This is a genomic window from Neisseria montereyensis, from assembly GCF_024834045.1.
GTDB lineage: Bacteria > Pseudomonadota > Gammaproteobacteria > Burkholderiales > Neisseriaceae > Neisseria > Neisseria montereyensis.
In genome coordinates, this window is sequence record NZ_JANUXW010000001.1 from 1 (window position 1) to 25,888 (window position 25,888).

21 protein-coding genes are annotated in these 25,888 nt (G+C 43.8%); 10 read left to right on the forward strand and 11 right to left on the reverse strand.

Going from position 1 to position 25,888, the window contains the following annotated elements; genetic code table 11:
* The coding region (locus NXS09_RS10790) for an IS3 family transposase (RefSeq protein ID WP_353617865.1) at positions 1-87 on the forward strand (87 nt) is incomplete at its 5' end.
* Positions 88-163: 76 nt separating this feature from the next.
* On the opposite strand, the gene ccsB is transcribed toward NXS09_RS10790, so the two are convergent.
* The 3 genes from ccsB to NXS09_RS00015 form a co-directional block, all read right to left on the reverse strand.
* Positions 164-1,360, reverse strand: coding sequence for a c-type cytochrome biogenesis protein CcsB (ccsB, locus tag NXS09_RS00005; RefSeq protein WP_259290526.1), 1,197 nt, complete (start codon positions 1,358-1,360; stop codon positions 164-166).
* A gap of 69 nt (positions 1,361-1,429) precedes the next feature.
* Positions 1,430-3,442 carry a cytochrome c biogenesis protein ResB gene (locus tag NXS09_RS00010; protein ID WP_259290527.1) on the reverse strand — a complete coding sequence of 671 codons (2,013 nt, stop codon included), beginning with the start codon at positions 3,440-3,442 and terminating at the stop codon, positions 1,430-1,432.
* A gap of 137 nt (positions 3,443-3,579) precedes the next feature.
* Positions 3,580-4,203, reverse strand: coding sequence for a c-type cytochrome (locus tag NXS09_RS00015; RefSeq protein ID WP_259290528.1), 624 nt, complete (start codon positions 4,201-4,203; stop codon positions 3,580-3,582).
* Positions 4,204-4,347: 144 nt separating this feature from the next.
* Here NXS09_RS00015 and yihA point away from each other — a divergent pair, with 144 nt between their 5' ends.
* Together yihA and NXS09_RS00025 are read left to right on the forward strand one after the other, a co-directional pair.
* Positions 4,348-4,977, forward strand: a complete 630-nt coding sequence (gene yihA, locus NXS09_RS00020; RefSeq protein WP_259290529.1) for a ribosome biogenesis GTP-binding protein YihA/YsxC — start codon at positions 4,348-4,350, stop codon at positions 4,975-4,977.
* 159 nt (positions 4,978-5,136) lie between these two features.
* Positions 5,137-6,594, forward strand: a complete 1,458-nt coding sequence (locus tag NXS09_RS00025) for a TrkH family potassium uptake protein (RefSeq protein WP_259290530.1) — start codon at positions 5,137-5,139, stop codon at positions 6,592-6,594.
* Positions 6,595-6,700: 106 nt separating this feature from the next.
* On the opposite strand, the gene NXS09_RS00030 is transcribed toward NXS09_RS00025, so the two are convergent.
* Positions 6,701-7,636, reverse strand: a complete 936-nt coding sequence (locus NXS09_RS00030) for a LysR family transcriptional regulator (protein ID WP_259290531.1) — start codon at positions 7,634-7,636, stop codon at positions 6,701-6,703.
* Between the two features lie 136 nt (positions 7,637-7,772).
* On the opposite strand from NXS09_RS00030, the gene NXS09_RS00035 reads away from it, so the two are divergent.
* Positions 7,773-8,090: a GIY-YIG nuclease family protein gene (locus NXS09_RS00035; protein ID WP_259290532.1), complete on the forward strand. Its 318-nt coding sequence runs from the start codon at positions 7,773-7,775 to the stop codon at positions 8,088-8,090.
* A gap of 42 nt (positions 8,091-8,132) precedes the next feature.
* Positions 8,133-8,849, forward strand: a complete 717-nt coding sequence (gene ubiG, locus NXS09_RS00040; RefSeq protein WP_259290533.1) for a bifunctional 2-polyprenyl-6-hydroxyphenol methylase/3-demethylubiquinol 3-O-methyltransferase UbiG — start codon at positions 8,133-8,135, stop codon at positions 8,847-8,849.
* 77 nt (positions 8,850-8,926) lie between these two features.
* Here ubiG and NXS09_RS00045 read toward each other — a convergent pair whose 3' ends face one another.
* Positions 8,927-9,172 carry a GlsB/YeaQ/YmgE family stress response membrane protein gene (locus tag NXS09_RS00045; protein ID WP_259290534.1) on the reverse strand — a complete coding sequence of 82 codons (246 nt, stop codon included), beginning with the start codon at positions 9,170-9,172 and terminating at the stop codon, positions 8,927-8,929.
* Positions 9,173-9,398: 226 nt separating this feature from the next.
* Complete coding sequence (locus tag NXS09_RS00050; RefSeq protein ID WP_259290535.1) at positions 9,399-10,379, reverse strand: RluA family pseudouridine synthase; 981 nt, start codon at positions 10,377-10,379, stop codon at positions 9,399-9,401.
* Positions 10,380-10,955: 576 nt separating this feature from the next.
* On the opposite strand from NXS09_RS00050, the gene NXS09_RS00055 reads away from it, so the two are divergent.
* From NXS09_RS00055 to rbsK, 4 genes are all read left to right on the forward strand, one after another.
* Positions 10,956-13,865, forward strand: a complete 2,910-nt coding sequence (locus tag NXS09_RS00055; RefSeq protein WP_259290936.1) for an Rne/Rng family ribonuclease — start codon at positions 10,956-10,958, stop codon at positions 13,863-13,865.
* 192 nt (positions 13,866-14,057) lie between these two features.
* A complete protein-coding gene (locus NXS09_RS00060) occupies positions 14,058-15,464 on the forward strand; it encodes a DHA2 family efflux MFS transporter permease subunit (RefSeq protein WP_259290536.1) in 1,407 nt (468 codons plus the stop codon).
* Between the two features lie 130 nt (positions 15,465-15,594).
* Positions 15,595-15,864, forward strand: a complete 270-nt coding sequence (locus NXS09_RS00065) for a GNAT family N-acetyltransferase (RefSeq protein ID WP_259290537.1) — start codon at positions 15,595-15,597, stop codon at positions 15,862-15,864.
* Positions 15,865-16,102: 238 nt separating this feature from the next.
* Positions 16,103-17,008, forward strand: coding sequence for a ribokinase (gene rbsK, locus NXS09_RS00070; RefSeq protein ID WP_259290538.1), 906 nt, complete (start codon positions 16,103-16,105; stop codon positions 17,006-17,008).
* A gap of 77 nt (positions 17,009-17,085) precedes the next feature.
* Here the strand turns inward: rbsK and hisD are convergent, their stop codons facing one another.
* Positions 17,086-18,381, reverse strand: a complete 1,296-nt coding sequence (gene hisD / locus NXS09_RS00075) for a histidinol dehydrogenase (RefSeq protein WP_259290937.1) — start codon at positions 18,379-18,381, stop codon at positions 17,086-17,088.
* A 540-nt stretch (positions 18,382-18,921) separates the two neighbouring features.
* Between hisD and NXS09_RS00080 the strand changes: the two genes are divergently transcribed.
* The gene (locus tag NXS09_RS00080; RefSeq protein WP_259290539.1) at positions 18,922-20,199 is read left to right on the forward strand and encodes a YeeE/YedE family protein; all 1,278 of its coding nucleotides are present in this window, start codon (positions 18,922-18,924) and stop codon (positions 20,197-20,199) included.
* Between the two features lie 262 nt (positions 20,200-20,461).
* Here NXS09_RS00080 and ald read toward each other — a convergent pair whose 3' ends face one another.
* From ald to NXS09_RS00100, 4 genes are all read right to left on the reverse strand, one after another.
* Positions 20,462-21,577 (reverse strand): alanine dehydrogenase, encoded by a 1,116-nt coding sequence (gene ald / locus NXS09_RS00085; protein WP_259290540.1) that lies wholly within the window; start codon positions 21,575-21,577, stop codon positions 20,462-20,464.
* A 78-nt stretch (positions 21,578-21,655) separates the two neighbouring features.
* Positions 21,656-22,942 (reverse strand): kynureninase, encoded by a 1,287-nt coding sequence (gene kynU, locus NXS09_RS00090; RefSeq protein ID WP_259290541.1) that lies wholly within the window; start codon positions 22,940-22,942, stop codon positions 21,656-21,658.
* A gap of 21 nt (positions 22,943-22,963) precedes the next feature.
* Positions 22,964-24,154, reverse strand: coding sequence for an MFS transporter (locus tag NXS09_RS00095; RefSeq protein ID WP_259290542.1), 1,191 nt, complete (start codon positions 24,152-24,154; stop codon positions 22,964-22,966).
* 460 nt (positions 24,155-24,614) lie between these two features.
* Positions 24,615-25,856 carry an NYN domain-containing protein gene (locus tag NXS09_RS00100; protein WP_259290543.1) on the reverse strand — a complete coding sequence of 414 codons (1,242 nt, stop codon included), beginning with the start codon at positions 25,854-25,856 and terminating at the stop codon, positions 24,615-24,617.
* Positions 25,857-25,888 lie beyond the last annotated feature (32 nt).

Sequence of the window (25,888 nt, forward strand, 5' to 3'; positions counted from 1 at the left end):
CGGTACTACAATCATGACAGATGTAGTTTGAAATTGAAAAAGCTGAGTCCCGTAGCATACAGAACCCAGCTCGAAAAGGCAGCCTGAAAAGGCTTTTATGTTTGTCCAAGATTTGGGGGTCAGATCATATTTCAGACGGCCTGCTTTATGGTTGAACGGATAATTAGAGTTCGCCGTAAGAATGCAAACCGCTTAAAAACATATTCACGCCGATAAAGGCGAAAGCGGTAATAAATAAGCCGATAACTGCCCACCATGCCAATACTTTGCCGCGCCAGCCGGCAACCAGGCGTAAGTGCAGCCAAACGGCATAGTTCAGCCAAACGATAAAGGCCCAAGTTTCTTTCGGGTCCCAACTCCAATAGCGTCCCCATGCGTCGGCTGCCCAGAGTGCGCCGAGAATGGTGGCGATGGTAAAGAATAAGAAGCCGACGGCAATGGCTTTATACATCACTTCTTCAATGGCTTGAGATTCGGGCAGCCATGATTTTTTACCGGCAGCTTCATTGCGGATAGCCAAGAGTTCGGCGATACCGAGCATGGCAGACATACAGAATGCGCCGTAGCCGATAAAGTTGGCAGGCACATGTATTTTCATCCACCAAGATTGCAAAGCCGGAATCAGCGGTTGGATGGCATGTGCTTCGCGTGACAGGCTGTACCATAATACAAACATTACTACGACGGCCATAAACGACAATACGAAGCCGCCGAGTTTTTGGATGGCGAATTTGCTTTCGTAATAGAGATACATCAGCGCGGTAATCACCAAAAACAGGATAAAGACTTCATAAAGATTGGAAACGGGAATGTGGCCGGCATCGGGGCGCAGCAGATAACTTTCGTGCCAACGAACGAGCAAGCCGGTGAAGCCTGCCAGTGCCGAAATCCAAGTAAGAACCGAAGCAATACCCAATAGGGTATTGGTCGGTGCTTGGTTTTTTCGAGTGAGTAGTGCGCCTGCTATATAACAGATTAAGCCTAGAAATATAGTGGCACACTGCCACATAATCGCCGATTGGCTGCTGAGGAAATATTTCAGAACAAAATGGTCGGCATGAGTAATGTCGCCATTGTAGAAAGTCACACCGATATAGGCTAACAAGATACTGATAATAATGAAAATACGCAGCGGTTTGAAAAACCAGCCCAGTAGGATGGAAGCCGCGCAACTGCTCCATAAAATGGCGATTTCGTAGATATCCATATTATGGCCGACGTGGAGTTGTGAAAACACGGCCACCATAGTCATAATCAGGGCGAAGCCCCAATCCCAGCCGTTGAGGCGGCGCAGGAAGGTTTTTTGTTCCAGTAGGATATGTTGTGCTGCTTTATCCGTACTTTTGATGGTTGGGTTCATGTTTGCATACCTCGTTGGATGCGGGTCGTTGTTTTTTAATGGCCGTCTGAAAAATATCAGAACGGGCTATCAGTGTTTTAAATCTTTGGCCAGTGTTTTTAAATCGGCAGTATATTTGGGAAATTCTTTTCGTAAATCGCGTTCATTGCGTGAAGACGACATGGAAAAGCGTATTCCGGTTTGGTCAAATAACAGCCATGCGCGTTTTTCGCGAATGTAAAACATAAAAATGGTGCCTAATACCAATAATACCGAACCGAAGTAAACCAATGAGGCACCGGGCGAGCGGGTCATTTGCAGGCCTGATGAGCGTAATTCCGTATAGCCGCTTAATTGTAATAATATGGGGGCAGGGTAGGCAGTTAGGCCGGTATAGGCTTCCATACTATGGATTAAGAAACGGTTGCGTGCTTCAGGGTCTTGCCATTCGGGCAGGTTGTAGGTGCGTATGGCTTCGTTTAAAACGGTATTCAGGGTGCTATAAACAATTCTTGAAGAAAAATTCCATACGGTTTCGCGATCGGCTTCGGGCGTGCGCGCATCAATATCGTTTTCCAATGCGGTCAAACCGCCGTTTACAAATGTATTCAAGGTGTGTTCCGTTCCTTGGGTAAACGTTTCGCGGATATTCGCAGGGGCGGCTTGGGCTGCGGCTTCGATAATACGTTTTAATACTGCCGGATCGTTGAGCAGTTCGCGTAGTGCCATAAAGGTATCGATGCTGCCATTTGCATCTGCCGGAATACGCAGCCAGCGGTATTGCTGTTCCAATCCGGTTCGGGTGCCTGTTAGGTAGAAATAATCTTCATCCTGCCGGATGGGCAGCATATAGTTTTTGTATTCGACGGCCTGGCCGGCTTTGTCGCGGATACGGTAAACAATGGAGGGGCCGATATTGGTGAATTTTTTATCTTGTTTCACGCTGCGTACATCGTTAATAGCCGTCTGAATCTGTAAGGGTTTGTCTTCAGACGACATACTGGTATCTTGTACGTTCATCGCGGTAAATTGGTCGAATTCCAGTTTGTATTCTTCGTTGCCGAGGTTTAGCGGAAAAGTTTGCATGGAAACGGCATCCATCATACTGGGCGTGCGGCTTTTTCCGGCCAGGTTCCAAGCTTTTAGTTTTAAGTCGGAACCGCCGTCGGCAAAGCTGGCTTGATAAATGGTGATGCCGTCAACGGTTAGCGGGTGGTTAACGCGGATGGTATGTTCGCTTGTTTCGCCTGTTTTATTATCGGTAACAATCAAATCGCTGGCAAAATCTTTGGGCATGCCGGTGTCGTAGTAGTCGATATGAAAGCGTTTTAATTCGACATCGAAAGGCAGATTCTGAATCAACATACCTTTGTCGGCGTTTAAAAAGACCACGTTGGTTTTTTGGCCTTCGGCAATATTCACATTACCTCGGAAAGAAATATTGTTGGTGCCCAATATGCTTTCCGGCTTGAAATCTTTGGCATAAAGGCTGTCGTTATCCGGAACAATGCTGCCGGTAAGCATGCCGATTTTCAGTAAAAGATTGCTGTCTATCAAACCGCCGAGGCAGATAACGATAAGCGCGGCATGGGCGAAAATATAGCCCCATTTGTTCATGGCTCCTTTTTTGGCGGCAACCAAGATAGAACCGTCTTCGCGTTCGGCTTTTTTGGTATTGAAGCCTTGAACGTTTAGATAGCGTTCTGCAATTTCGGGCGTGAGGCCGTCTGAAGGAAGTAAAGTGGTGTGCTTCATGGCGGCCAGTGATCTTTTGGCAGCGTTTATGCGGTAAGACTTCATTTCCCGCATAAACGGGGGGATATTGCGCCACAGGCATAATCCGGTGGAAATCACCAGAAACAGCATAATCAGCACAAACCAACCCGATGCATAGACATCGAATAAGCCTAAGAAACCGAAAATTTCCGTCCAAAACGGGCCGAATTTAACTACATAGTCGACTTGGGGCAGGTTTTGCTGGAGTACCGTGCCGATAATCGATGCTACACCCAATAAGCTGAGTAGGGCTACGGCAAAGCGCATGGAGCTTAAAAAAGCAAACCACGGTCTTTTAATCAGCGGGACTTGTTTAGTTCGGGTCATAAATTTATCCGAATATGGTCACGTTACCGAACGGATAGGGTTGCCTTGCTATGCCTGGAACTGAAAATAGCTTTCAGCCGAAGGCCGTCTGAAAGAAACGCTTTCAGACGGCCTCAACAACCAAGCAAAGCATCAGATTAACGCAAGCCTTGAATAAAGTTGGCTACCGCGTCCAATTCATCGTCGCTCAAACGGCTGGCAATATCAGCCATAATGGGGTTTTGGCGTTGACCGGATTGGTAAGCTTTCATTTGTTCGATAATATAAGCTTTGTGTTGGCCGCCTAAGCGCGGATAGGCGATGATGCTGGTGCCGCCCCCCGGCATGCCGGCGCCGCTGGGGCCGTGGCAGGACATACAGGCGGGAACACTTTTATCGGCCAATCCGCCGCGATAAATTTTCGTACCCAATTCGGGATTCTCTCTCGGATTGGTTTCACCCTCTTTGGGGAATTGTGTCGAATAAAAAGCGGCAACATTGCGGATATCCTGATCGGAAAGTGATGCGACCATCGGCGCCATGGCTGCTGCCGCACCGGTTGTCCGGTTACCGTCTTTAATATCTTTGGTTTGGGTGAAAATATAATATTCATGCTGCCCCGCCAATTTAGGGTACATGGCGATACCGCTGTTACCATCGGCGGCGTGGCATGCGGCACAGATGTTGGTGACGATCTCTTTGCCTTTGGCAATATCCGCTTTCGGCGCAGCAATAACCGTTCCTGCGGCTATGGCTAGGGCGAATAAGGTAAAACGTTTCATGGCAGTGCTCCTATTAATAGCACCACAGAACGCTGCCGTGATGCCCTTTACTATACTCTTAACGACGGGTTTGTTCCCACCCGACTGAACCGATAATTCTATAATCGTGGTATTCTATAACAAATTCACACAATTTTACCACTTATGAACCTATTTCAAAATGCCAAATTCTTTACCACGGTCAATCATTTGCAAGATTTACCCGATACACCGGCTGAAATTGCCTTTGTCGGCCGCAGTAATGCCGGTAAATCGAGTGCGATTAATACGCTGACCAACCATGTTCGGCTGGCGTATGTCTCTAAAACACCCGGTCGCACCCAACATATCAATTTTTTTGAATTGGTAAACGGTGGTTTTATGGTTGATTTGCCGGGTTATGGCTATGCGCAAGTGCCCGAAGCCGTTCGTGCACATTGGGTCGGGCTGCTTGGTGATTATTTACAACACCGTAAACAGCTGATTGGGTTGGTATTGATTATGGATGCGCGCCATCCGCTTAAAGCATTGGATTTGCGTATGTTGGATTTTTTTCATATCACCGGCCGACCTGTGCATATTTTGCTTTCCAAGGCAGACAAGCTTTCTAAAAACGATCAGATTAAAACATTGTCTGCCGTCAAAAAAGCATTGAAGCCTTATAGTGAACGCCAAACTGTTAGCGTACAGCTTTTTTCCAGTTTGAAAAAACAGGGTATGGCAGAAGTATGCGAAGTAGTCGGCAGATGGTTTGCAGCCGAAGCGCAAATGGCGCCTAGTGCATCCGAAGACTAAAAAATCAAATATAATACGTTTGTTGAGGCTGAAGAAGCCTTTATTTTTTAGAACACAATACCTGCAATGATGTTCGGATGAGCCGATTGGCGGATGCCTGCCGCTGTTATAACGATAGACAGTCAGTCAAGAGGCCGTCTGGAAGTCTAAGATTTCTTTATGCAAAAAATCATTCCCATTATTCACATTCTTTCCAAGTTAGGCGTATTTTTTTCGGTGCTGCTGCTTGTGCCGACTTTTGTATCCTATATTTTCTTGGATGATGCGTTCAATGCGTTTAGTCATACCGCGTTGGTAACGATTATCGGATCCTGTATTACTTGGTTATTAACCCGCCGTTATCAGCGTGAGTTACGGGTGCGTGACGGCTTTACTTTGGTTTTTATGCTTTGGCTTGGATTTGCCATTGTGGCGGCAATGCCGATTTATCTGTATTTCCCACACATGAGTTATATTGATGCTTTTTTTGAATCAATGTCGGGGTTGACGACAACAGGGGCAACGGTTATCGACAGTGTGGATACACTCGCACCCTCGATTAACTTTTGGCGGCATATGCTCAATTGGTTGGGCGGTATGGGGATTATTGTGTTGGCTGTGGCTATTCTGCCTATGTTGGGCGTAGGTGGCATACAGCTTTTTAAAGCAGAAATTCCGGGTTTGGATAAAGACAGCAAAATCGCCCCCCGTATTTCTCAAGTGGCTAAAAAACTTTGGTTTACTTATGCCCTCAGTACCGGTGTGGCGTGTGTCGCCCTTTATTGGGCAGGGATGAGTTGGTTCGATGCACTTTGCCATGCAATGTCGACGATTTCTTTAGGCGGCTTTTCTTCGCACGATAATAGTATTGCTTATTTTAATTCACCGATTATTGAAGTGATTATTATATTTGTAACCATATTTGGTGCCATCAGTTTTGTAACGCATCTGACTGCGCTGAGTGAACGCTCTGTCCGCCGTTATTGGCGGGATGAAGAAAGCCGCATGATAATGATCGTGATGGGCGTCAGTATTTTGGCGGCAAGTATTTATTTGTGGCAACAGCAGTTTTATACCTCTTTTTGGGAATCGCTGCGGTTTACGGCATTTAACTATGTATCGATTGGTTTATCCAACGGCCTTTCCAATACCGATTTCGGGCAATGGCCGTTGTTTGTATCGCTATGGATGTATTTTCTTGCCAATATTTTGGCCAGCTCAGGTTCGATGGGCGGCGGTGTAAAAAATGCGCGTGCCATTGTTTTGGCTAAGTTCAGCTTAAGGGAAATGTTGCTGTTACTTCATCCGAATGCCGTACGAAATGTGAAGCTTAACGGCAGGACGATTCCGGAGCGTACCGCTTTGGCTGTGATGGGCTTTATTTTTGTTTATTTTATGACGTTGGTGCTGTTCACTTTTATTATGATGGCGACCGGATTGGATTTTGTTTCGGCATTAACGGCTATGGTTGCCTGCCTGACCAATACCGGACAGGGTATGGGTGTAGTCGGCCTGACTTCAAATTATGGTGTTTTGAGTGATGTACAAAAGTGGTTGTGTACCATTGTAATGCTGTTGGGGCGTTTGGAAATTTTTACCGTATTAATATTGTTTTCACCGCCTTATTGGAAAAAATAATTTTCTATATGAACAGGCCGTCTGAAATATTTCAGACGGCCTGTTCATAATATTGCTTATGAATTTTACTGCCTATAAAGTAAATAACCTGTTATGTGGCCAATGCTTATTCAGCGGGCATTTCCAAAACACTCAGGCCGGGCAGTTCGGCAAAACCGAGCTCACGCACAATCCGGCAGAAGTTATCGAGATAGGTTTTATTTTTGTCTTCCGTTCGCATAGCGGTATATAGGTTGCTTTGTAGACCGTTTTCGGTGATTTGTCGTGAAACCACATAGCCTTTTTCTAAATAAGGCATCACCGTCCAGTAAGGTAGGGCGGAAATGCCGCGCCTGCTGGCAACCAGTTGGATAATGGCGATGGTTAGTTCGCTATGACGGCGCGGCGGATTGATACCTTTGGGCAATAATACCTTGCGCAGTAAATCAAGCATATCGTCGGGTACGGGATAGGTGATTAAGGTTTCATCGGTGAAATCTTCGGCTGCCCATATTTTTTTGGCGGCAAGCGGGTGGTCTTTGGCGCAAATGCCGACCATGCCGTAAGTAAACAATGGTTGGTAAATAATGCCGGGATGGGGTTCGGCTTCGGAAACAATCGCTAAATCGGCGCGGTGTTGTAATAACAGCCCGACCGGATCGGCTTGAAAGCCTGAAACAATATCCAATTCGACCTGCGGCCATAAAGGGCGGAACTCGCCCATGGCCGGCATTAACCAGTCAAAGCAGGTATGGCATTCCACGGCCAACCGCAACTCGCCTGCTTTGCCTTCGATAATTTGTGCCATATCGCGCTCGGCGGCAGCAACTTGGGGCATTAGGTCGCGGGCAAGTTGTAGCAGGCGTTCGCCTGCAGGCGTAAAACGGATAGGGGAGGATTTTCGCTCGAACAGCGGTGTTTCGTAATAATTTTCCAAAGTGCGGATTTGGTGGGAAAGTGCGGATTGGGTTAGGAAAACGCGTTTTGCGGCCAAAGATACGCTGCCTGTTTCTTCAAGAGCCAGTAAGGTTTTGAGATGGCGCAGCTCGATAATGGAATCCATGTTCAGACGGCATAATGAATAAAGATAGGGTACTTATATTAAAAGAATTACACAGTATGGCAAAGTGTTTTATCAAGATAATAGGATGCTTTGCGGTACAATGGTTTTTTACTGAGGCCGTCTGAAAAATAAATTTATGGTGTCTGCCGAAGCTTCTACGATTTTAAACGGGTTGCCGCCTGATGATGGCGGTGATTGGTGTGTTTACCTGATTTTGTGTAGCAACGGTTCGTTTTATTGCGGCATCAGTAACCGGCCGCAAGCCCGTTTTGCCGCGCATCAAGCCGGTAAAGGTGCCAAATATACGCGTATGCACAAACCTTTACTGATGCGTTTGTTGTATACCGATATGTCTTATCGCACGGCCTTACGCGCCGAGAAACAGGTGAAAAAACTCAAAGCAGGGCAAAAACGTATGCTTTGGGCATCGCTTATGGATTTTCAGACGGCTTAAGTTTGAGATAAAATTGCGACACGTTTAATACGGATAAATCTTATGAATACCGACATGCCGACCAATGTTGATCACAGTGAAATCGACAAATTCAGCCGCCTTGCCCATAAATGGTGGGATAAAAACGGTGAATTCAAACCGCTGCACGATATTAATCCATTGCGCCTGAGTTATATCGACCGATTTGGGCAGATTGCCGGAAAAAACGTATTGGATGTCGGTTGCGGCGGCGGTATTCTCACCGAGAGCATGGCCAAACACGGTGCGGCGCATGTTACCGGTATTGATATGGCGGAAAAATCGTTGAAAACCGCTGAAATACATGCCTTAAGCGAAGGGGTGTCGAATATTGCCTATCGTTGTATCAGCGTAGAAGATTTGGCTGCCGAACAGCCGCACAGTTTCGATGTGGTGACATGTATGGAAATGATGGAGCATGTGCCCGATCCAGCATCGATTATTGCCTCTTGTGCAAAATTGGTTAAGCCGGACGGGGTGGTATTTTTCTCAACCATCAATCGTAATCCCAAATCTTATGTACACGCTATTTTGGGGGCGGAATATATTTTGGGGTTGGTGCCGCGCGGTACTCACGATTGGCAGAAATTTATCACACCGGCAGAATTGGCGCGCATGTGTCGTGCTGCGGGGTTGGATATTATCGGCACCAAAGGATTGGGCTATAATCTGCTGGCCCAAACTTATGCCTTAACGGATAACACCGATGTTAACTATATGATTGCTTGTGTGCCGGCATAATCCAATCTGCTTAGATGCAAAAAAGCCGTCTGAAAGATTCAGACGGCTTTTATTATGTTAGAAAAAAATATTGCAGATTATTTTTTGAATACGCGGGTGTAAATTACCAAAATAATTACGGCAAAAATAGTAGACGCAATCCAACCGGCAGGTTGGCCTACTTCATACCAACCGGCTGATTGGCCGACCCATCCTGCCAGTAACGAACCGGCAATACCCAATAGTGTTGTCATAATAAAGCCGAGATTGTCTTTACCCGGATGTAGGATTTTAGCCAAAACACCTACAATAAAACCTACGATAATGGTTACTAACCAACCCATAACATTCCTCTCTTATTATTCAATATAAAAATGATAAATTATTAAACTGCTTTATTTGTTTGCTCATAAAAGCTTTCGTTATGATACATAGTCTAAAAATATTCATAAGGAGGGCTTGCATTTATTTTCATAAACTAAAAGAAATTTGAATTAACTTGAAAGTTTTTGGCGCAAATATACAACAATGGCATGAAATAATATTAATACTTTACGATTTCATAATGATTTATTGCTGATGCGATAACATCACAATCAAACTTTCCAGCTCTTGTGGTAAATCGGCTTTTAAATGTAACGGCTCGCCGGTTAAAGGATGCTGTAAATGTAATTCCGATGCGTGTAGAAACATTCGCTTTAAACCCAATTTTTGCAGCCGTTTATTGGCCTGGTAATCACCGTAACGTTCATCGCCTGCAATCGGGCAGTGTTGCGATTGCATATGGACGCGTATTTGATGGGTACGACCGGTTTTTAAGGTTGCTTCTACCAAGGTGAGGTGCGAAAGCCCGATTTGATATAAAACACCGCCTGAAAACCGCTTTAAAACTTTGAAAATGGTATGGGCAGTTTGCCCCTCGTCGCTAACCCGTACCATTTTTTCACCTTGCGCACCCGTGTATTTAAATAACGGTAGTTTGATGTGGCGGATATTGTCTTTGATTTCACCGACACCCAAAGCCAAATAAACTTTTTTGGGATGATCATTGCGGATGGCTTCATGCAGTTTCACCAGTGCACTGCGTTTTTTGGCCACCATCAATAATCCGCTGGTGTCTTTATCTAGGCGGTGAACCAGCTCTAAATAACGTGCTTCAGGGCGTGCCCGCCGTAATTGTTCGATAACACCGAAGCTTACCCCGCTGCCGCCATGAACCGCCACGCCGCTGGGTTTGTTGATGACCAATAATGCATCGTCCTCATAAACAATATCGAATACCCGCGCGGGAATGGACTGTTGTTTTTCAGACGGCCTTTGTTTTTCGGCAATGCGAACCGGCGGAATACGCAATATATCACCCGAAACAATACGGTCGGTAGGCTTGCAACGTTTTTTATTCAAACGCACTTCACCGGCACGGATAATGCGGTGGATGTGGCTTTTAGGCACGCCTTTTAAGGTTTTGATTAAGAAGTTATCCAACCTCTGCCCGGCTTCTTCGTCGGAAATGCGGATATGGTTAACCAAGTCTTTGCTAATTGTCGGCATTTTCTCTATAATCCATTACGTTTTCAGGTGTTGTGTTATCCGAAACCGGAGCATCTGAAAATTTACTGTAAACTGGAATTTTATACTAAAAAGCACGCCATAAAGCATTTCCTTTATCTGCCGCCAAGCCCGGCGGGTAAAGATGTAATTAAGTTTGACCTTTTCCGGCAGGCTTACCGACAAGCAGTAAGACGCATCAGGCACCAAACGCCCGCGCAGCCATCGGTAACACAACTGTCCGGACGGTAATGAAGAAGACGGCTCAGATTTTATCGGGTTTCGCGCCGACGGCGCGAAATCGCGCAGGTATACGACACTTGTTTGTCCGCTCTGTATTTAGATGCAAACCGATACCGCTATCAGACCATAAAAAAGACTGATTCCGTTTCAGCGGCAAACAACGTTAAATAAGTAATATAAAACCCAAGTATGCCTTATGTTCTTTACTTTCCTTCTCGTTCAGATAATGCCCCACACGCCGTTTCAGACGGCCTGATCAATTGGCGGCTTATAAGCGTTGAATACTGATTACACGCCTCGTGGGTGCAGAATAATAACGAGGTTGTTATGAAACGTATGTTATTTAATGCCACGCAAGCAGAAGAACTGCGCGTGGCGATTGTCGATGGACAAAACCTATTGGATTTGGATATCGAAACGCTGGGTAAAGAACAGCGTAAAGGTAATATCTATAAAGGTATTATCACCCGTATCGAACCGTCGCTCGAAGCGTGCTTTGTGGATTACGGCACCGACCGCCACGGTTTCCTCCCGTTCAAAGAAGTTTCCCGTTCCTATTTTCAAGACTATGAAGGCGGCCGCGCCCGTATTCAAGACGTTTTGAAAGAGGGAATGGAAGTTATCGTTCAGGTTGAAAAAGACGAACGCGGCAATAAAGGCGCTGCCTTAACCACGTTTGTCAGCTTGGCCGGACGTTATCTGGTTTTAATGCCTAATAATCCTCGCGGTGGCGGTGTTTCTCGCCGTATCGAAGGTGAAGACCGTCAGGAATTGAAAGCGGCTATGGCCGAATTGGATGTTCCGCGTGGTATGAGCCTGATTGCGCGTACAGCCGGTATCGGCCGCAGCGTAGAAGAGTTGCAATGGGATTTCAATTATTTGCAACAACTCTGGCATGCCATTGAAGAAGCCGGTAATGCGCATAACGATCCTTATCTGCTGTTTATGGAAAGCTCGCTGCTTATCCGTGCCATCCGTGATTATTATCGCCCGGATATCGGCGAAATTCTGGTGGATAATCAGGAAGTATTCGAGCAGATTTCAGAGTTTATGAGCTATGTGATGCCTAACAGCATAGGCCGTCTGAAACTGTATCAAGACCACACACCGTTATTCTCTCGTTTCCAAATCGAACACCAAATCGAAAGCGCATTCTCGCGCAGTGTTTCCCTGCCGTCCGGCGGCGCGATTGTGATTGACCATACCGAAGCTTTGGTTTCAATCGACGTGAACTCTGCCCGTGCTACCCGCGGTGCCGATATCGAAGAAACCGCCTTTAAAACCAATATGGAAGCGGCGGAAGAGGTTGCACGCCAAATGCGTTTACGCGACTTGGGCGGCTTGGTGGTTATCGACTTTATCGATATGGAAAACAACAAGCACCAACGCGATGTGGAAGCCACTTTACGCGAAGCACTGAAAAAAGACCGCGCCCGTGTGCAGATGGGTAAACTCAGCCGCTTCGGTTTGTTGGAGCTATCCCGCCAACGCCTGAAACCGGCTTTAGGCGAAAGCAGCCATCATACCTGCCCGCGTTGTGGCGGAACGGGTGTTATCCGCAGTATTGAATCTACCGCTTTACATGTGTTGCGTATCATCCAAGAAGAGGCTATGAAAGACAATACCGGCGAAGTACATGCGCAAGTGCCGGTTGATGTGGCAACTTTCTTGTTGAATGAGAAACGTGCCGAATTGTTCGGCCTTGAAGAGCGCTTGGATGTATCGGTATTCTTGATTCCGAATATCCATCTTGAAAATCCTCATTATGAGATTAACCGTGTCCGCAATGATGATGTCGATGAAAATGCCGACCCGAGCTATAAACGTGTTGCTATGCCGGAAGAAGACGAAACGGAAAAACTTTTCGGTGGCGGCGAAAAGGCTAAAGCGACCCGTCCCGAACCTGCTGTTAAAGGTGTGCAACATACCGAGCCTGCGCCGGTTGTCAGCAAAGTTGCCGAGCATACTTCTTGGTGGAACAATGTAAAATCATGGTTGGCTAAAATCTTTGGCAATTCGACAGCCGTAGAAAAGGCAGCCGAGCCGGTGGCAACCGAAAAACGCAAGCAGGGTGGTAACGGCAATGGCCAAAACGGTAACCGTCAGCCGAAGCGCCGTCGCACGCAACGCCGGAACTCAAACCGTAAACGTCAGGATAACGACGCTAAAGAAAACATGCCTATCGAGCAGAACGGTAATAAAGATAACGGCAATAGCAATAATAGTAATGGTAATAATGCGGGTAGCCGCGAACAGCGCAATAACCGCCGTAATGAAAACCGTGAACGCAATAACCGTCAGTCAAATATCGAATCGGGTAAAACCGAGCGTAATGTAGATACGGATAACCGCGAAAACGGAAAAGAAAACGGTGCGCAACAAGAGAGCCGCCGCAATGGCAACCGTCAGGAAAAAGCCGTAGCAGTGGCTGCTGTTGCTACCGTAGCAAATAGTGCTACCGAAACAGAAAAGACTGTCGAAAAAACTGCTGTATCGGAAGCTCCGGCACAAACGGGTACCTCAGAGCGCAAAGAAAACCGCGGTAATAACCGCCGCGAAAGAGATCGTAACCGCAACCGTGACCAACGCGACCGCCGCAACAGCAATAAAAAACGTAATATTCCGTCTGCCGCTAAGATTGAGCATTATCTGAATATTGGCGAAGCAGCTGAAAAAGTACGCTTTGCAGTGGCGCATGTGTTTGGGGAAGCAAAAGAGCAACCGGTTGCGATTTCCGTACCTGCTCCTACTGCTGAAGCGGTGAATCATAGCAACGATGAGCCGTTGGTTGTAGTACTGCCTGCTGCCGCTAGTGTTGATGTGCCTGCAAGCGAGCCTGCTTTGTTTGCTATCGAAGAGCAATCGGAAACCAGTGTTACAACAGCTGCGGTATCGATGGATGAGCAATCTATTATTGAATTGGCCGTATCCAATGCCGAGCAAGCTTTGCAAAAAGTGGTTGGTATCGGTGTGCTTGAAAGTACGACGACTACCGCTGTTTCTGAAAGTAGAAACGATGTAGAAAATCATATGGTTGCTACTACCGAAACCCATAATCTGATTTCAGACGGCCTTGATCTCGGCGGGTTGATTTTAGTACAAACCCGTGCGGATGCGTTGGAAGCTGCTGCTTCATGGAAGCAACCCGAACAAACAGCAGTTTTACGTCGTTCGGATGTGCCGAAAAAAGTGGAAGTGGAAGCCGACAATGTTCCATTGGTTCAAGTTGAGACCAGTAAACACTAAATAGCAGTCATACAAAAGCCCGATCATTGCATCGGGCTTTTTCTAAAGAGAGTGGTTTTGTTATTATAAAACAAGACAAAAGTCTATTCTCTTAGTAGGTACATATATAGAATGGATTAAATTACTTAAATAATGAGTTTAAATGTTAAATTATTTTTAAATAAATTAATGGTTTAAAAGAGCACATCTAATATGAGTTGGAATGTCACTGCGGATCAGCGTTCGATAAAAAAATATATGCCTTATCTTTTAGCAACTGCTATTTTTATGCAGATGCTAGATGCGACTATTCTAAATACAGCATTGCCTGCTATTGCTAAAGATTTGAATGAATCTGCTTTAAACATGCAGTCTGCTATTGTGAGTTATGCGCTTACTTTGGCTATATTTATTCCGATTAGTGGGTATTTGGCGGATAAATTTGGTACTAAAAAGGTTTTTATCGTATCTATTTTTGTTTTTAGTCTGGGTTCTTTATTTTGTGCCTTATCCGGCAGTTTAATCCAATTAGATATATCAAGGGTGGTACAAGGGATGGGCGGAGCACTTATGACGCCTGTAGCCAGATTGGCTATGATAAAAACCTATCCTAAAAATGAATTGGTTGGTGCTATGAATTACGCCATTATTCCGGCTTTGATTGGTCCGATTTTAGGGCCGCTGGTTGGTGGTTATTTGGTGGAAATAATGAGCTGGCACTGGATATTTTTAATCAACATTCCAATGGGATTGTTGGGTATTTTATTCAGCTTAAAATATATGCCGGATTATTCACTTAAATCCTCCAGGCTTGATGTGGTCGGCTTTTTAATTTTTGGTGTTTCTTCCATTTTATTATCTATTGCTTTAGAACTCACCGGACATTCAGAAAATTACATACTTGAGTCTATCTTGATGTTTTTAGGTGTGTTCATGATGGTTTTTTATTATTTATATGCTAAAAAAGCAAAAAACCCAATATTCCCGCTTGGATTATTTTTAATCAGAACATTTAGAGTCGGTGTGATTGGAAACTTGATTACACGTTTAGGAATCGGTTCTATCCCCTTGCTTGTTCCTTTGCTTATTCAATTGGCTTATGGTCAATCCCCCTCTATATCCGGTTGGATTATTGCACCAATGGCATTGGCTGCCATGTTTACAAAACCATTTGTCATTCCTATTATTAATAGATTTGGGTATAGGAATATATTAATATTTAACACCATAATTTTAGGTATTTTAATTGGTTCTCTTTCCATCCCAAGTGAGAAAATGCCTATTTACTGGTTTATTCCTGTTATGTTAATTATCGGGTGTTTAAACTCTATTCAATTTACCGCAATGAATTCTATTACCGTTGCTAATTTAAGAGATAACCAAACCAGTAGTGGAAATAGTTTAATTAGTGTAAACCAACAGCTTGCCATTGGATTTGGCATCGCTATGGGGTTGAGTATTTTAAAATTTGCAGAAAATACCGAGTGGATATCACATAATAATATCCACACGGCTTTTCAATATACATTTATCTTTTTAGGGGTGTTTACTGTTTTATCGTCTATGATATTTAGATGGTTGCATCCAAAAGACGGTAATAATCTTAAGTCAAAGAAATAAGCTTTAATGCAAAATACCTAGTCAAACTTTTGGCCTTTCTATGTATCTCTTTTTTCAAAATCGGCTTCTATAATTTCACAAATAGAGAGATTAATAGCTGTGTGTTTTCTATTCTAAAGGAAAATCTAATATGAGCCATGTGATTCAACATATTCCTGAGCAACAGAAATTTATTTTATCGGTGGAAGGCAAAGAAGCAGGGTTTATTCACTATTTGTCAGATAACAATACTTGGGATATTACCCATACGGTGGTTGATCCGGCATTTCGCGGCCAAGGCTTGGCGCGTATTTTGGTGGATGCTGTTATTGAATACACCGAGCAAAACCATATCCGCTTGATTGCCCATTGCGATTATGCCGAAGTGATTTTGCAGAGACATCGGGCAAGCAAAAAATAATCGAGTGTGTAAACCATTCGTGTGCGCCCGGAGGATATTCAAATATGCAATATAGTGGATTGATATCTTTAGGCCGTCTGAAAATACAATTGGCTGTATTTTAAATAATGATGGTTTATGTTCATTGCTAAGTTGTACATGTAAAACTATCATACTGTCTCTGAATCAATAGCATGAAATCGGCATCAATAGCTGTCTTTTTGTGCATAATCTTTGGCTGTTAATAAAGGAAAGCATGATGCAAACCCCTAGAATTACCGTAATCGGCAGCATTAATATCGATTTGGTAACCGGCTCGCCGCGTTTCCCTCAACCGGGTGAAACGCTGCTTGGTACGTCTTTTGAACGTTTTATGGGCGGGAAAGGCGCGAATCAAGCGGTGGCTGCTGCCCGTTTAGGTGCCGATGTTTGTATGATTGGGGCGGTTGGTGACGATGGTTTCGGAAAAGAAGCGATTGCTCATTTGCAAAATGAAGGCATAGATACCACTCATATTAAGGTTCTGCCCGATTTGTCTACAGGCATGGCCAATATTACCGTGGCCAATGGGGATAACCATATTATTGTGATTTCCGGCGCGAATTTCGGCATTACGCCGGACGATATTGAAGCCTGCGAAGCACAAATTGCGGCATCCGATGTTGTGCTAAGCCAACTTGAAATCCCGATGGTATGTGTGATAACGGCAGCCAAATTGGCACGCAAACACCATAAGCCGTTTATCCTCAATCCGGCGCCGGCACAAAAACTGCCTGTTGAATTGCTTGAGTTGGTTACTTTACTCACGCCCAATGCTTACGAACTGGCCATTAGTTTGGGGTTGTCGGAAGATACGCCAACCGAAAGCCTTATCCGTGAGTCCGGCTGCTCTGTATTGATGACTTGCGGTAAAGAAGGGGTGATGTATAACGATGAAAACGGCAATATTCAGCGCCAACACGGGTTTACCGTTGAAGCCGTGGATACGACCGGTGCAGGTGATACGTTTAACGGTGCCTTTGCCGTATTCTCATCTTTGGGCATGGAAGCCGCAACGAGAAAGGCCAATGCGGCTGCGGCACTATCGGTAACCCAAGCCGGTGCGCAAAGCGGCATGCCGACTTTAGAAGCATTGGAAGCATTTTTAGCCAAACAAGGTGGTTAAAATATTTTTTAATAAAAAGGCCGTCTGAAAGATTTCAGACGGCTTTTCAATGAGTATAAAACAAGATAGGTTATTGATTATTCATCTTGTAAACGGAATTCTGCTGCCCGCGCGTGGGCGGTGAGTCTTTCCCCGTGTGCCAAAATACTGGCGGTTTTGCCCAACTTTTGCGCGCCTTCTTTGGAAACCTGAATCAGGCTGGAGCGTTTTTGGAAATCGTAAGTACCGAGCGGGGAAGAGAAGCGGGCGGTGCGGCTGGTGGGCAATACATGGTTGGGGCCGGCACAATAATCGCCCAAGCTTTCGCTGGTATAAGGGCCCATAAAAATCGCACCGGCATGGCGGATTTCGGCAACCCATTCTTGCGGATTGGCAACGGATAATTCCAAATGTTCGGGAGCAACATAGTTGGCTACCTCGCAAGCATCTTTCAAATCTTTAGCCAGAATCATAATACCTCGATTGCCTAAAGACGCTTCGATAATATCGCGGCGCGGCATTTCTTCAATCAGTTTGTCCATGGCCGTCTGAACATCATCGAGATACTGTTGCGAAGTCGAAATTAAAATGGCTTGGGCAATTTCATCATGTTCCGCTTGGCTGAATAAATCCATAGCCACCCATTCGGCAGGTGTGGTGCCGTCGGCAATCACCAAGATTTCAGACGGCCCGGCAACCATATCAATGCCGACAACCCCGAATACACGGCGTTTGGCCGCGGCCACAAAAGCATTCCCCGGCCCGGTGATTTTATCGACTTGCGGAATGGTTTCGGTACCATATGCCAAGGCCGCTACTGCTTGTGCGCCGCCAATCGTGAAAACATTGGTCACACCGGCAACATAGGCAGCAGCCAAAACAATATCGTTACGCTCGCCTTTTGGGGTAGGCACCACCATTATAATTTCCGGCACACCGGCCACATGCGCAGGCATGGCATTCATAATCACCGAGCTGGGATAGGCCGCTTTGCCACCGGGCACATAAATACCGACACGGTCGAGTGGGGTGATTTGCTGGCCAAGCAGGGTGCCGTCTTCATCGGTATAAGACCATGATTCCATTTTCTGATGGCGGTGGTATTTTTCCACACGGGCGGCAGCGGTTTGCAAAGCGGTTTGGGTGGTTTCGGGTAGGCGTTCGAATGCGGCTTTTAAGTCGGCTTGGCTCAGCATTAAGTCCTGCATGGATTGGGCATTAGTACCGTCGAATTTATTGGTGTATTCGATAACCGCCGCATCGCCGCGCTTTTGAACATCGGTACAAATATCGGCTACGATTTGATCTACTTTAGGATCTTGTGCGGTTTCAAAGGCCAGTAATGCTTTGAGTTCGGATTGGAAGTTGGGCGACTGTGTGTTTTTTCTTATTATATTTATTTTAGTCATATTGTCTCCTAAACTTTTATGTTTTCAAAATGATGGATTTGATGAAGGTAAGAATACCATACCGTTTATTTTAGTCGATTCGCTATTGTAGCGGCTTGTTCGGGCGAATGTTGAACTATTGTCAGACAATAGTTGTATCAGATGCCGATAATACTATAAATAATGATTAATCGTATGCTTTTTAAGAGCTGGATATAATTGGATATTTGTTCATAATTATTAACTTATAATTGATTTTGTTTGTATTGGCTTGTTCAACTTTCTTATCAGATTGATTTGAACTAATTTGTATCAATTATAGTTTCTTGGTTAATTTGTTTTATGAATTGAGTATATGTGTTTTTGGTTATGATTATATATAAATACGTTATTTCTATTTCTAAAAACCGAGTTATATAATATTACAGATTTTTATTATAAATAGTTGTTTCTTAATAAAAATATATTGAATTACCATGTGATTTCATCAATATCGGCATGGATAATTTATCTGAATATTAGGAATGTTTTTAGGAGGAAAATATCATGAGCACAATACAAACAGTTGATGTTTCCAGTGTGCAAAACAGCCATAATCAGGATAATCAAAATCAGAATAATCAGAAACTAACATTGGCAGCACCGCAAAAAACCTTGGTGGTAGGTGGTGCTGTTGTTGGGTTGGGGTTATTGGTTTATTTATTAACAACACAAAGTTTGTCGCAGTCTTTGCTGCTTATCTTAGGTTTTTTATTGGGACTCACCTTATTCCATGCAAGGTTTGGTTTTACCTCTGCTTTCCAGCGTATGGCGGCAGTGGGAAACGGGCAGGCATTGCGGGCACATATGTTGATGTTGGCGGTTGCCGTTACTCTGTTTGCACCTATTTTAGCGTACGGGGTGAGTTTTTTTGATATTCCCGTTGCCGGTGATGTTGCGCCGGTCGGTGTGAGCTTGGTTGTGGGTGCGTTCTTGTTTGGTGTCGGAATGCAGCTTGGCGGTGGTTGCGCTTCCGGTACGCTTTTCACGATGGGTAGCGGACGAACCATCATGTTTATTACGCTGATCTTTTTTATTATCGGCTCAACAATAGGAGCATATCATTTACCGTTTTGGACCGAGCAAATGCCGTCATTAGGTTCATATTCTTTGGCAACCTCAACAGGTTGGGGCTATGGTGGCGCATGGTTGGCTTCTATTGTGTTGTTTGGCTTAATCGCTTGGATTACTTTGGTGATTGAAAAGAAAAAAAATCCACCGAGAATCGCCCCGTTACCATCAGCAGTAGGTTGGAAACGTCTATTAAGAGGCTCTTGGCCTTTATTTGCGGCTGCCGTTGCATTGGCTGTATTGAATGCGCTGACCTTAATGACCCGCGGTTCGCCATGGGGTATTACTTCCGGTTTTGCATTGTGGGGTTCTAAACTGGCCAGTCTCGGCGGTATAGATGTTGCCAGTTGGGGCTATTGGCAGGGTAATAGGGCGGCTATTTTGCAAGGCTCCATTTTTGCAGATACAACAACCGTATTAAACTTTGGCATTATTATCGGTGCCTTTGTGGCTTCTGCTGCGGCAGGATTGTTTAAGCTGACGAATATTACTTGGAATCGGTTTTTAGCATCGGTAGTGGGCGGATTATTAATGGGCTATGGTGCACGTTTGGCATTCGGTTGCAATATCGGTGCTTATTTCGGTGGCATTGCATCCTTTAGCTTACATGGTTATGTTTGGGGCATCTTGGCAATGGCAGGAACTTTTGTGGCTTTGTATTTACGTCCTTTGTTTGGATTGTCTGTGCCGAAACAGACAGATACATTCTGCTAGTAAGTAAAATATCTTATGATAAATGATAAATAAAAATAAAGAGCTGATTAATCAGCTCTTTATTTTTTAGAAACTATTAAGCGGAAATCTTTTTGGGAATCCTTTATATTTCTTATTAAAATATTTGTGAGCTCATGAATACTTTATTTCAGCTAATCACATCTCATTCGTTGGATTGACGGCAAAAGACCCTAGATAATGGAGCAGCCGATATTTTTATCAGCGTCCATTACACAGGGTCTGTTCTCACTTTACAGTTTAATTATTTAAGTAAGTCATCAATGGACGTATATTCCATTTCCAAGTCATCTGCGACAGCTTCAATTGTCAATTTGCCGTTGAACGTATTAACCCCGCGGCGAAGTGCTAAGTTGCTGCGTAGCAGTTCTTTTAGCGGCTGGTTTGCCAGTAGGTGCGCATAAGCCATAGTGCTGTTACTTAATGCGTGAGTCGAAGTTTGTGGAACAGCACCGGGCATATTAGCAACGGCGTAATGAACCACACCTTCTTTAACATAAGTGGGATCATCATGGGTTGTTACGCGATCTACGGTTTCAAAAATACCGCCTTGATCAATGGCAACGTCAACAATTACACTATGATCCGGCATATTTGCCACCATTTCTTTTGTGACAAGAGTAGGTGCTTTATGTCCTGGAACCAAAACAGCTCCGATTACTAAATCGGCTGTTTTTAAGCTTTCTTGAATATTGAAGCGGTTTGACATCATGGTTTGGGCGGTATTGCCCAGGATGATATCCAATTCTTTCAAACGAGGAACGCTTACATCCAAGATGGTTACATTAGCACCTAGTCCGATAGCTATCCTCGCCGCATTCAAACCGACTACACCACCGCCGATTACAACGACATTACCACGCCGTACCCCAGGAACGCCGGAAAGCAAGATCCCTTTACCACCGTTAACCCGCTCTAAGAAATTGGCACCGACTTGAGTTGCCATCCGGCCAGCAATCTCACTCATGGGTTCCAGTAACGGTAAGGTATTATCTTCCGGTTGAACGTTTTCATAAGCAATTGAATTTGTTCCGCTATTTACTAGTGCTTCGGTTAGCGGTTTATTAGCTGCCAAATGTAAATAGGTGAACAATAATAATCCCTTACGGAAATATTTATATTCTTCGGGGAGCGGTTCTTTTACTTTCATCACCATTTCGGCTGACCATGCCTCGGCTGCTGTTTCAACAATCTTGGCACCAGCTTTAACATATTCTTCATCAGAAATGGCAGAACCTTTACCAGCATCTTTTTCTACCAGTACTTGATGTCCACGACTGGTGAAACCAAATACACCGGAAGGGGGTACGGCAACGCGACTTTCATTGTTTTTAATTTCTTTTGGGATTCCGATAATCATTTGTATGCTCCTAGCATTATTTAATCTTGCTAACATTAAAATATGTTAGCTTGCAATTTTAAAATGATAACCCTAACATCAAACGACCATTGCTCTAGTATTATCAAATTTTTCATAAAGCTTATTAGCGCCGATTTCTTCGAGAATTTCTACCAATTTATATACATCTTCATAAGATGTATATAACGCAATCGGTGCCAAACGAATCACGTTCGGTTCTCTAAAATCTGGTATGACATTTTTTTCTTTCAATGCAGAGCATATTCTGTAAGCTTCCTCATGTTCCAGACAAACGTGTCCTCCTCGTTTGGCATCTTCTCTAGGATTCCCTACAGAAAATCCATATTTCGCTAGTTTTTCATCGGCTAAAAACATCAAATATGCTGTAATATCCAATGATTTTTTTCTAAGCGTTGGCATACCAACTTCTTCGAATATTGAAAGAGAACCTTCTAACGGAGCCATAGATAATAGCGGTTGGGTTCCTGTTTGCCAGCCTCCTGCATTATTTGTATTGTGTTCAAACTTTTGTTTAAGTTGAAACTGTGTTTCTTTTTTATTGCCATGCCAACCGGCTAATCCGGGTTCCATCTTGAAATGCTTCTTGTTAATGTAGAAGCCGGCAATAGCACCCGGGCCGCCATTCAAATACTTATAGTTACACCAAACCGCAAAATCCGGCTGAATGTCTGAAAAGTCCATTTCAATGGCACCTATTGCGTGACACAAATCCCAACCGACGATAATGCCTTTCTCATGTGCCGCTTTGGTGATTTTTTTCATATCGACAATTTGCGCACTGCGGTAGAGAACCGTCGGTAAAATAATCATTGCCACGTCATCAGTCATAGCTTCAATCATGGCATCTTCATCGATCAACTTACCATCCGGGCTCGGTACAACTTTCACCGCTTGTTCTACATCAAGTCCGTGTAGTTTCACTTGGCTATCAATGGCATAGCGATCTGTTGGGAAGTTCAAATCATCGACAATAATTTTGTATTTCTCTTTTGTCGGGTGATAGAAAGTAGCAATTGCAGAATGCAAATTCATTGTGGTACTTCCCATGATGGTGACTTCCTCTGGAAGTGCCCCAATCAATTTAGCCATTTTTGCACCTAAGAAATCTTGGTATAAGAAATATTTTCCATCTTCAATATTCCAAATGGTAACCCCATACTTTTTCCACTTCTCATTTACTATTTTTAGTGTTTCTTCACCATCCTTTGAGGATAATCCTAATGAGTTACCATCCATATAAATGATGCCCGGCTGAAGAAAGAAACGATCCCGGTATTTTGCTACAGAATCTTCCTGATCTTTTTTCTTAGCAAAATCCAAACTGGTTTCAAATATGCGATCCATGATATTCTCCTTAAGATTTAATTATATGGTTTTAACCATATTCTGTTTGTGATCATATTTAAGAAAAGCAACAATCACTAATCCAATCATATTGACAAAAGTCAGTGTCAAAATAGAAGGGATCCAATTTCCGCTCCAAGATGCAATCATTGTACTAATCGGCGTTCCTATAAAAATACCAATATAATAAACAAAGTTAATTAAAGAAATGCTTATACCTATCAGTTTTTTGTTTTCAAGGAAGTTCGGTGCAATAATCATAATACAAGCAGAAGATAATCCGGTGCTGGCGGCCAAAAGGAACAATTGTAAAAAGATGGCGCCGGTGCTGTTTAACATGATTGCAAATAACGTGCTTAGTGTCATAAGTAAAAAAGAACCTATGGTAACTAAACGATCCTTTTTTGTTTTATCTATCAAATATCCGGCTAACGCTCCAAACGGAATGCCGAATAGACCAAAATAACCGGCATATTGATTAGCCATACTCTCACTAATATTATATTGTTGAGTATAGATTAATGGATAAATGTTGATAAAACTGAATAACACAAATGACATACATCCCTGAGCGAAAGCTAACAGCCAAATTTTTTTGTTGGACATAGCTTGCTTCAGTAATTTAGTATCTGCAACATTATCTAGTTTTTTTTCTTCATCCGGCTCTTTAATAGCGATTTGATAAAATAACATTAATACCGCTGCTATGATTGCTACTAATAACCACGGCGCCTTAAGACCAGATGCATTGGCTAAAGGTAAAAACAAATTCATAGCAATGAGGGTTCCTGCAGCTGCGAAAGTACCCCATATCCCAGTTGCCATTCCTCTATGATTATCCCTAAACCATTCATTAATAAAAACTATTCCAACCATAATAATCATTGAGAAAGCAATGCCCTCAATAACTCGTGAGAGTAATAGCAACAAATAGCTAGTGGCAAAATATCCCAAAAGATTCCCGAGGATAGTACAAATCATCACCAAGTTTAATATTTTTTTTGCCCCATACTTTGTTATTAAGACGCCGCCAAAGATGGATAGGAAAATACCTGAGACTGTGAAAATTGACAGCAGCCAAGATATTTCAGTAAGTGACCATCCTGTTGTTAACGAAAATTCGTTTTGTAAAGGAACAATTTTTAATTGACTTAGAGATACCGAAACACCACCTAAATATAATAATAAAAATTTTAACCACCTATTTCCCATTTCCCCACCCCTCCTTTCTATTATGAATAATAGCTTGTGATTAAAATCTACTCCTTTTTTCAGATAATTTTGGGAAAAAAGATCAAATTTTTTTTGATAAATGTAAATTATTATGCCGATTGGCTTAATTTATTAATTTAGAATATTGATTCTTAATAAGAAAAATAGCTTATGATCGCGTATATCCTTTCAATTATAGTTTGGAAACGTATATTCAGAGGCTGTTGGCATTTATTTTCGGCGGCATTGCTTTTTTGCGTACATGGTTATGTTTGGGGCATTTTGGCAATGGCAGGAACTTTTGTGGCTTTGTATTTGGTCTTTTGTTTGGATTGTCTGCGCCGAAACAGACAGATACATTCTGCTAGTTAATTGAACATCTTATGATGAACAAAAAAATAAAGAGCTGGGGAACCAGCTCTTTATTTTTTGTAGAAACGACAAGACACGCTGTATTCAATTAAGCATCTTTACTGATAAAACGTTTATTCACCCTTACCCGTTCGCCACGGCCGGCTTTTTTAATTTCCAACCAATCGCTGTAAATGGCATGAATCAGGGTACGGTCGGTATCGAAGCCATAATCATGCGGATTGAGGGTAGGGGCAAGCTGTTTCAATATATCGCTTAAACGTGCCCAACCGTCTTGATCGGCGACAGCATCTACGGCTTGTTGTACTAGCGGGATGATTTTGGTGAACTTGGCTTTACCGTTTTTGGGTTTGGGTGTAACCGGTTGTTCTGTTGCTTCGGGTTTCATTTCTGCCGATACAGGTGTTGCAATGGGCTTTTGAGGTGTTTCCGCTTTGCTGCTTTCACTGCTAGGTACACGTTTTGAATTTCGTTTCGTTGTAGGCTTGCTGCTTTTTTCTGTTGATTTGGATTCGTTGCTGTCAGATGGTTTGGGTGTTTGGGCTGCGGCTTGCGGCGTTTTGTTTTCAGACGGCCTGTTTTTATCGTTGCCGCTTTGACATCGACGCACTTGGGCTTGATTGTTGTCGGTACGGTATTCGAATAAATCTAAAGATTTAATCAGGTCGGAAAGTTTGCCGAAACCATAAAGCCGCGGGTCGAAATCGGGGTTGGTTTTATTGATATAGCTACCAATAGGGCCGAGATTGGCCCAGCCGAAATCGTCGGCATTTTCTTTAACGGCACGCAGGATAAGTTGGGATACATCGGTTTGAGATGGAGCAGTTTCTGTTTCTGTTTCGGAAGCAGCTTTATTTTTATTGGTACGGTTTTTCGCTTGAGTGTTTTTCTCAGGGCGGAAAATTTCCGTGAAGATAAATTTATCGCAAGCTTTGCGGAAGGCTTCGGGGGTTTTCTTTTCACCAAAGCCATAAACCGTTAAGCCGCTTTCACGCAGGCGGCTGGCAAGGCGGGTAAAGTCGCTGTCGCTGGAAACAATACAAAAACCGTCGAAATTGCCGCTATACAGCAAATCCATAGCATCTATGACCAAGGCCATATCAGTGGCATTTTTACCTTTGGTATAGGCAAATTGTTGCACGGGAACGATGGCATGGGGCAGGAGTGCCGCTTTCCATTTGGATAGGCCGTGGCTCCAGTCGCCGTAAATTCTTTTTACGCTGGCGATGCCGTATTTGGCAATTTCCGCCAAAAGGCGGTCGATAATATCGGCAGGGGCGTTGTCGGCATCAATGAGGACGGCGAGTTTTTTATCTGAAGTGATGTTCATGGATGGATGATTTCGATGGATTTTAAAAAGCC

Coding starts and splice junctions, on each gene's coding strand:
- NXS09_RS00015 (WP_259290528.1), bottom strand. CDS start 4,203: ATGAAACGTTTTACCTTATTCGCCCTAGCCATAGCCGCAGGAACGGTT.
- yihA (WP_259290529.1), top strand. CDS start 4,348: ATGAACCTATTTCAAAATGCCAAATTCTTTACCACGGTCAATCATTTG.
- NXS09_RS00010 (WP_259290527.1), bottom strand. CDS start 3,442: ATGACCCGAACTAAACAAGTCCCGCTGATTAAAAGACCGTGGTTTGCT.
- NXS09_RS00035 (WP_259290532.1), top strand. CDS start 7,773: ATGGTGTCTGCCGAAGCTTCTACGATTTTAAACGGGTTGCCGCCTGAT.
- NXS09_RS00055 (WP_259290936.1), top strand. CDS start 10,956: ATGTTATTTAATGCCACGCAAGCAGAAGAACTGCGCGTGGCGATTGTC.
- NXS09_RS00050 (WP_259290535.1), bottom strand. CDS start 10,379: ATGCCGACAATTAGCAAAGACTTGGTTAACCATATCCGCATTTCCGAC.
- ubiG (WP_259290533.1), top strand. CDS start 8,133: ATGAATACCGACATGCCGACCAATGTTGATCACAGTGAAATCGACAAA.
- NXS09_RS00060 (WP_259290536.1), top strand. CDS start 14,058: ATGAGTTGGAATGTCACTGCGGATCAGCGTTCGATAAAAAAATATATG.
- rbsK (WP_259290538.1), top strand. CDS start 16,103: ATGCAAACCCCTAGAATTACCGTAATCGGCAGCATTAATATCGATTTG.
- NXS09_RS00080 (WP_259290539.1), top strand. CDS start 18,922: ATGAGCACAATACAAACAGTTGATGTTTCCAGTGTGCAAAACAGCCAT.
- NXS09_RS00045 (WP_259290534.1), bottom strand. CDS start 9,172: ATGGGTTGGTTAGTAACCATTATCGTAGGTTTTATTGTAGGTGTTTTG.
- NXS09_RS00030 (WP_259290531.1), bottom strand. CDS start 7,636: ATGGATTCCATTATCGAGCTGCGCCATCTCAAAACCTTACTGGCTCTT.
- NXS09_RS00095 (WP_259290542.1), bottom strand. CDS start 24,154: ATGGGAAATAGGTGGTTAAAATTTTTATTATTATATTTAGGTGGTGTT.
- kynU (WP_259290541.1), bottom strand. CDS start 22,942: ATGGATCGCATATTTGAAACCAGTTTGGATTTTGCTAAGAAAAAAGAT.
- ccsB (WP_259290526.1), bottom strand. CDS start 1,360: ATGAACCCAACCATCAAAAGTACGGATAAAGCAGCACAACATATCCTA.
- NXS09_RS00025 (WP_259290530.1), top strand. CDS start 5,137: ATGCAAAAAATCATTCCCATTATTCACATTCTTTCCAAGTTAGGCGTA.
- ald (WP_259290540.1), bottom strand. CDS start 21,577: ATGATTATCGGAATCCCAAAAGAAATTAAAAACAATGAAAGTCGCGTT.
- NXS09_RS00065 (WP_259290537.1), top strand. CDS start 15,595: ATGAGCCATGTGATTCAACATATTCCTGAGCAACAGAAATTTATTTTA.
- NXS09_RS00100 (WP_259290543.1), bottom strand. CDS start 25,856: ATGAACATCACTTCAGATAAAAAACTCGCCGTCCTCATTGATGCCGAC.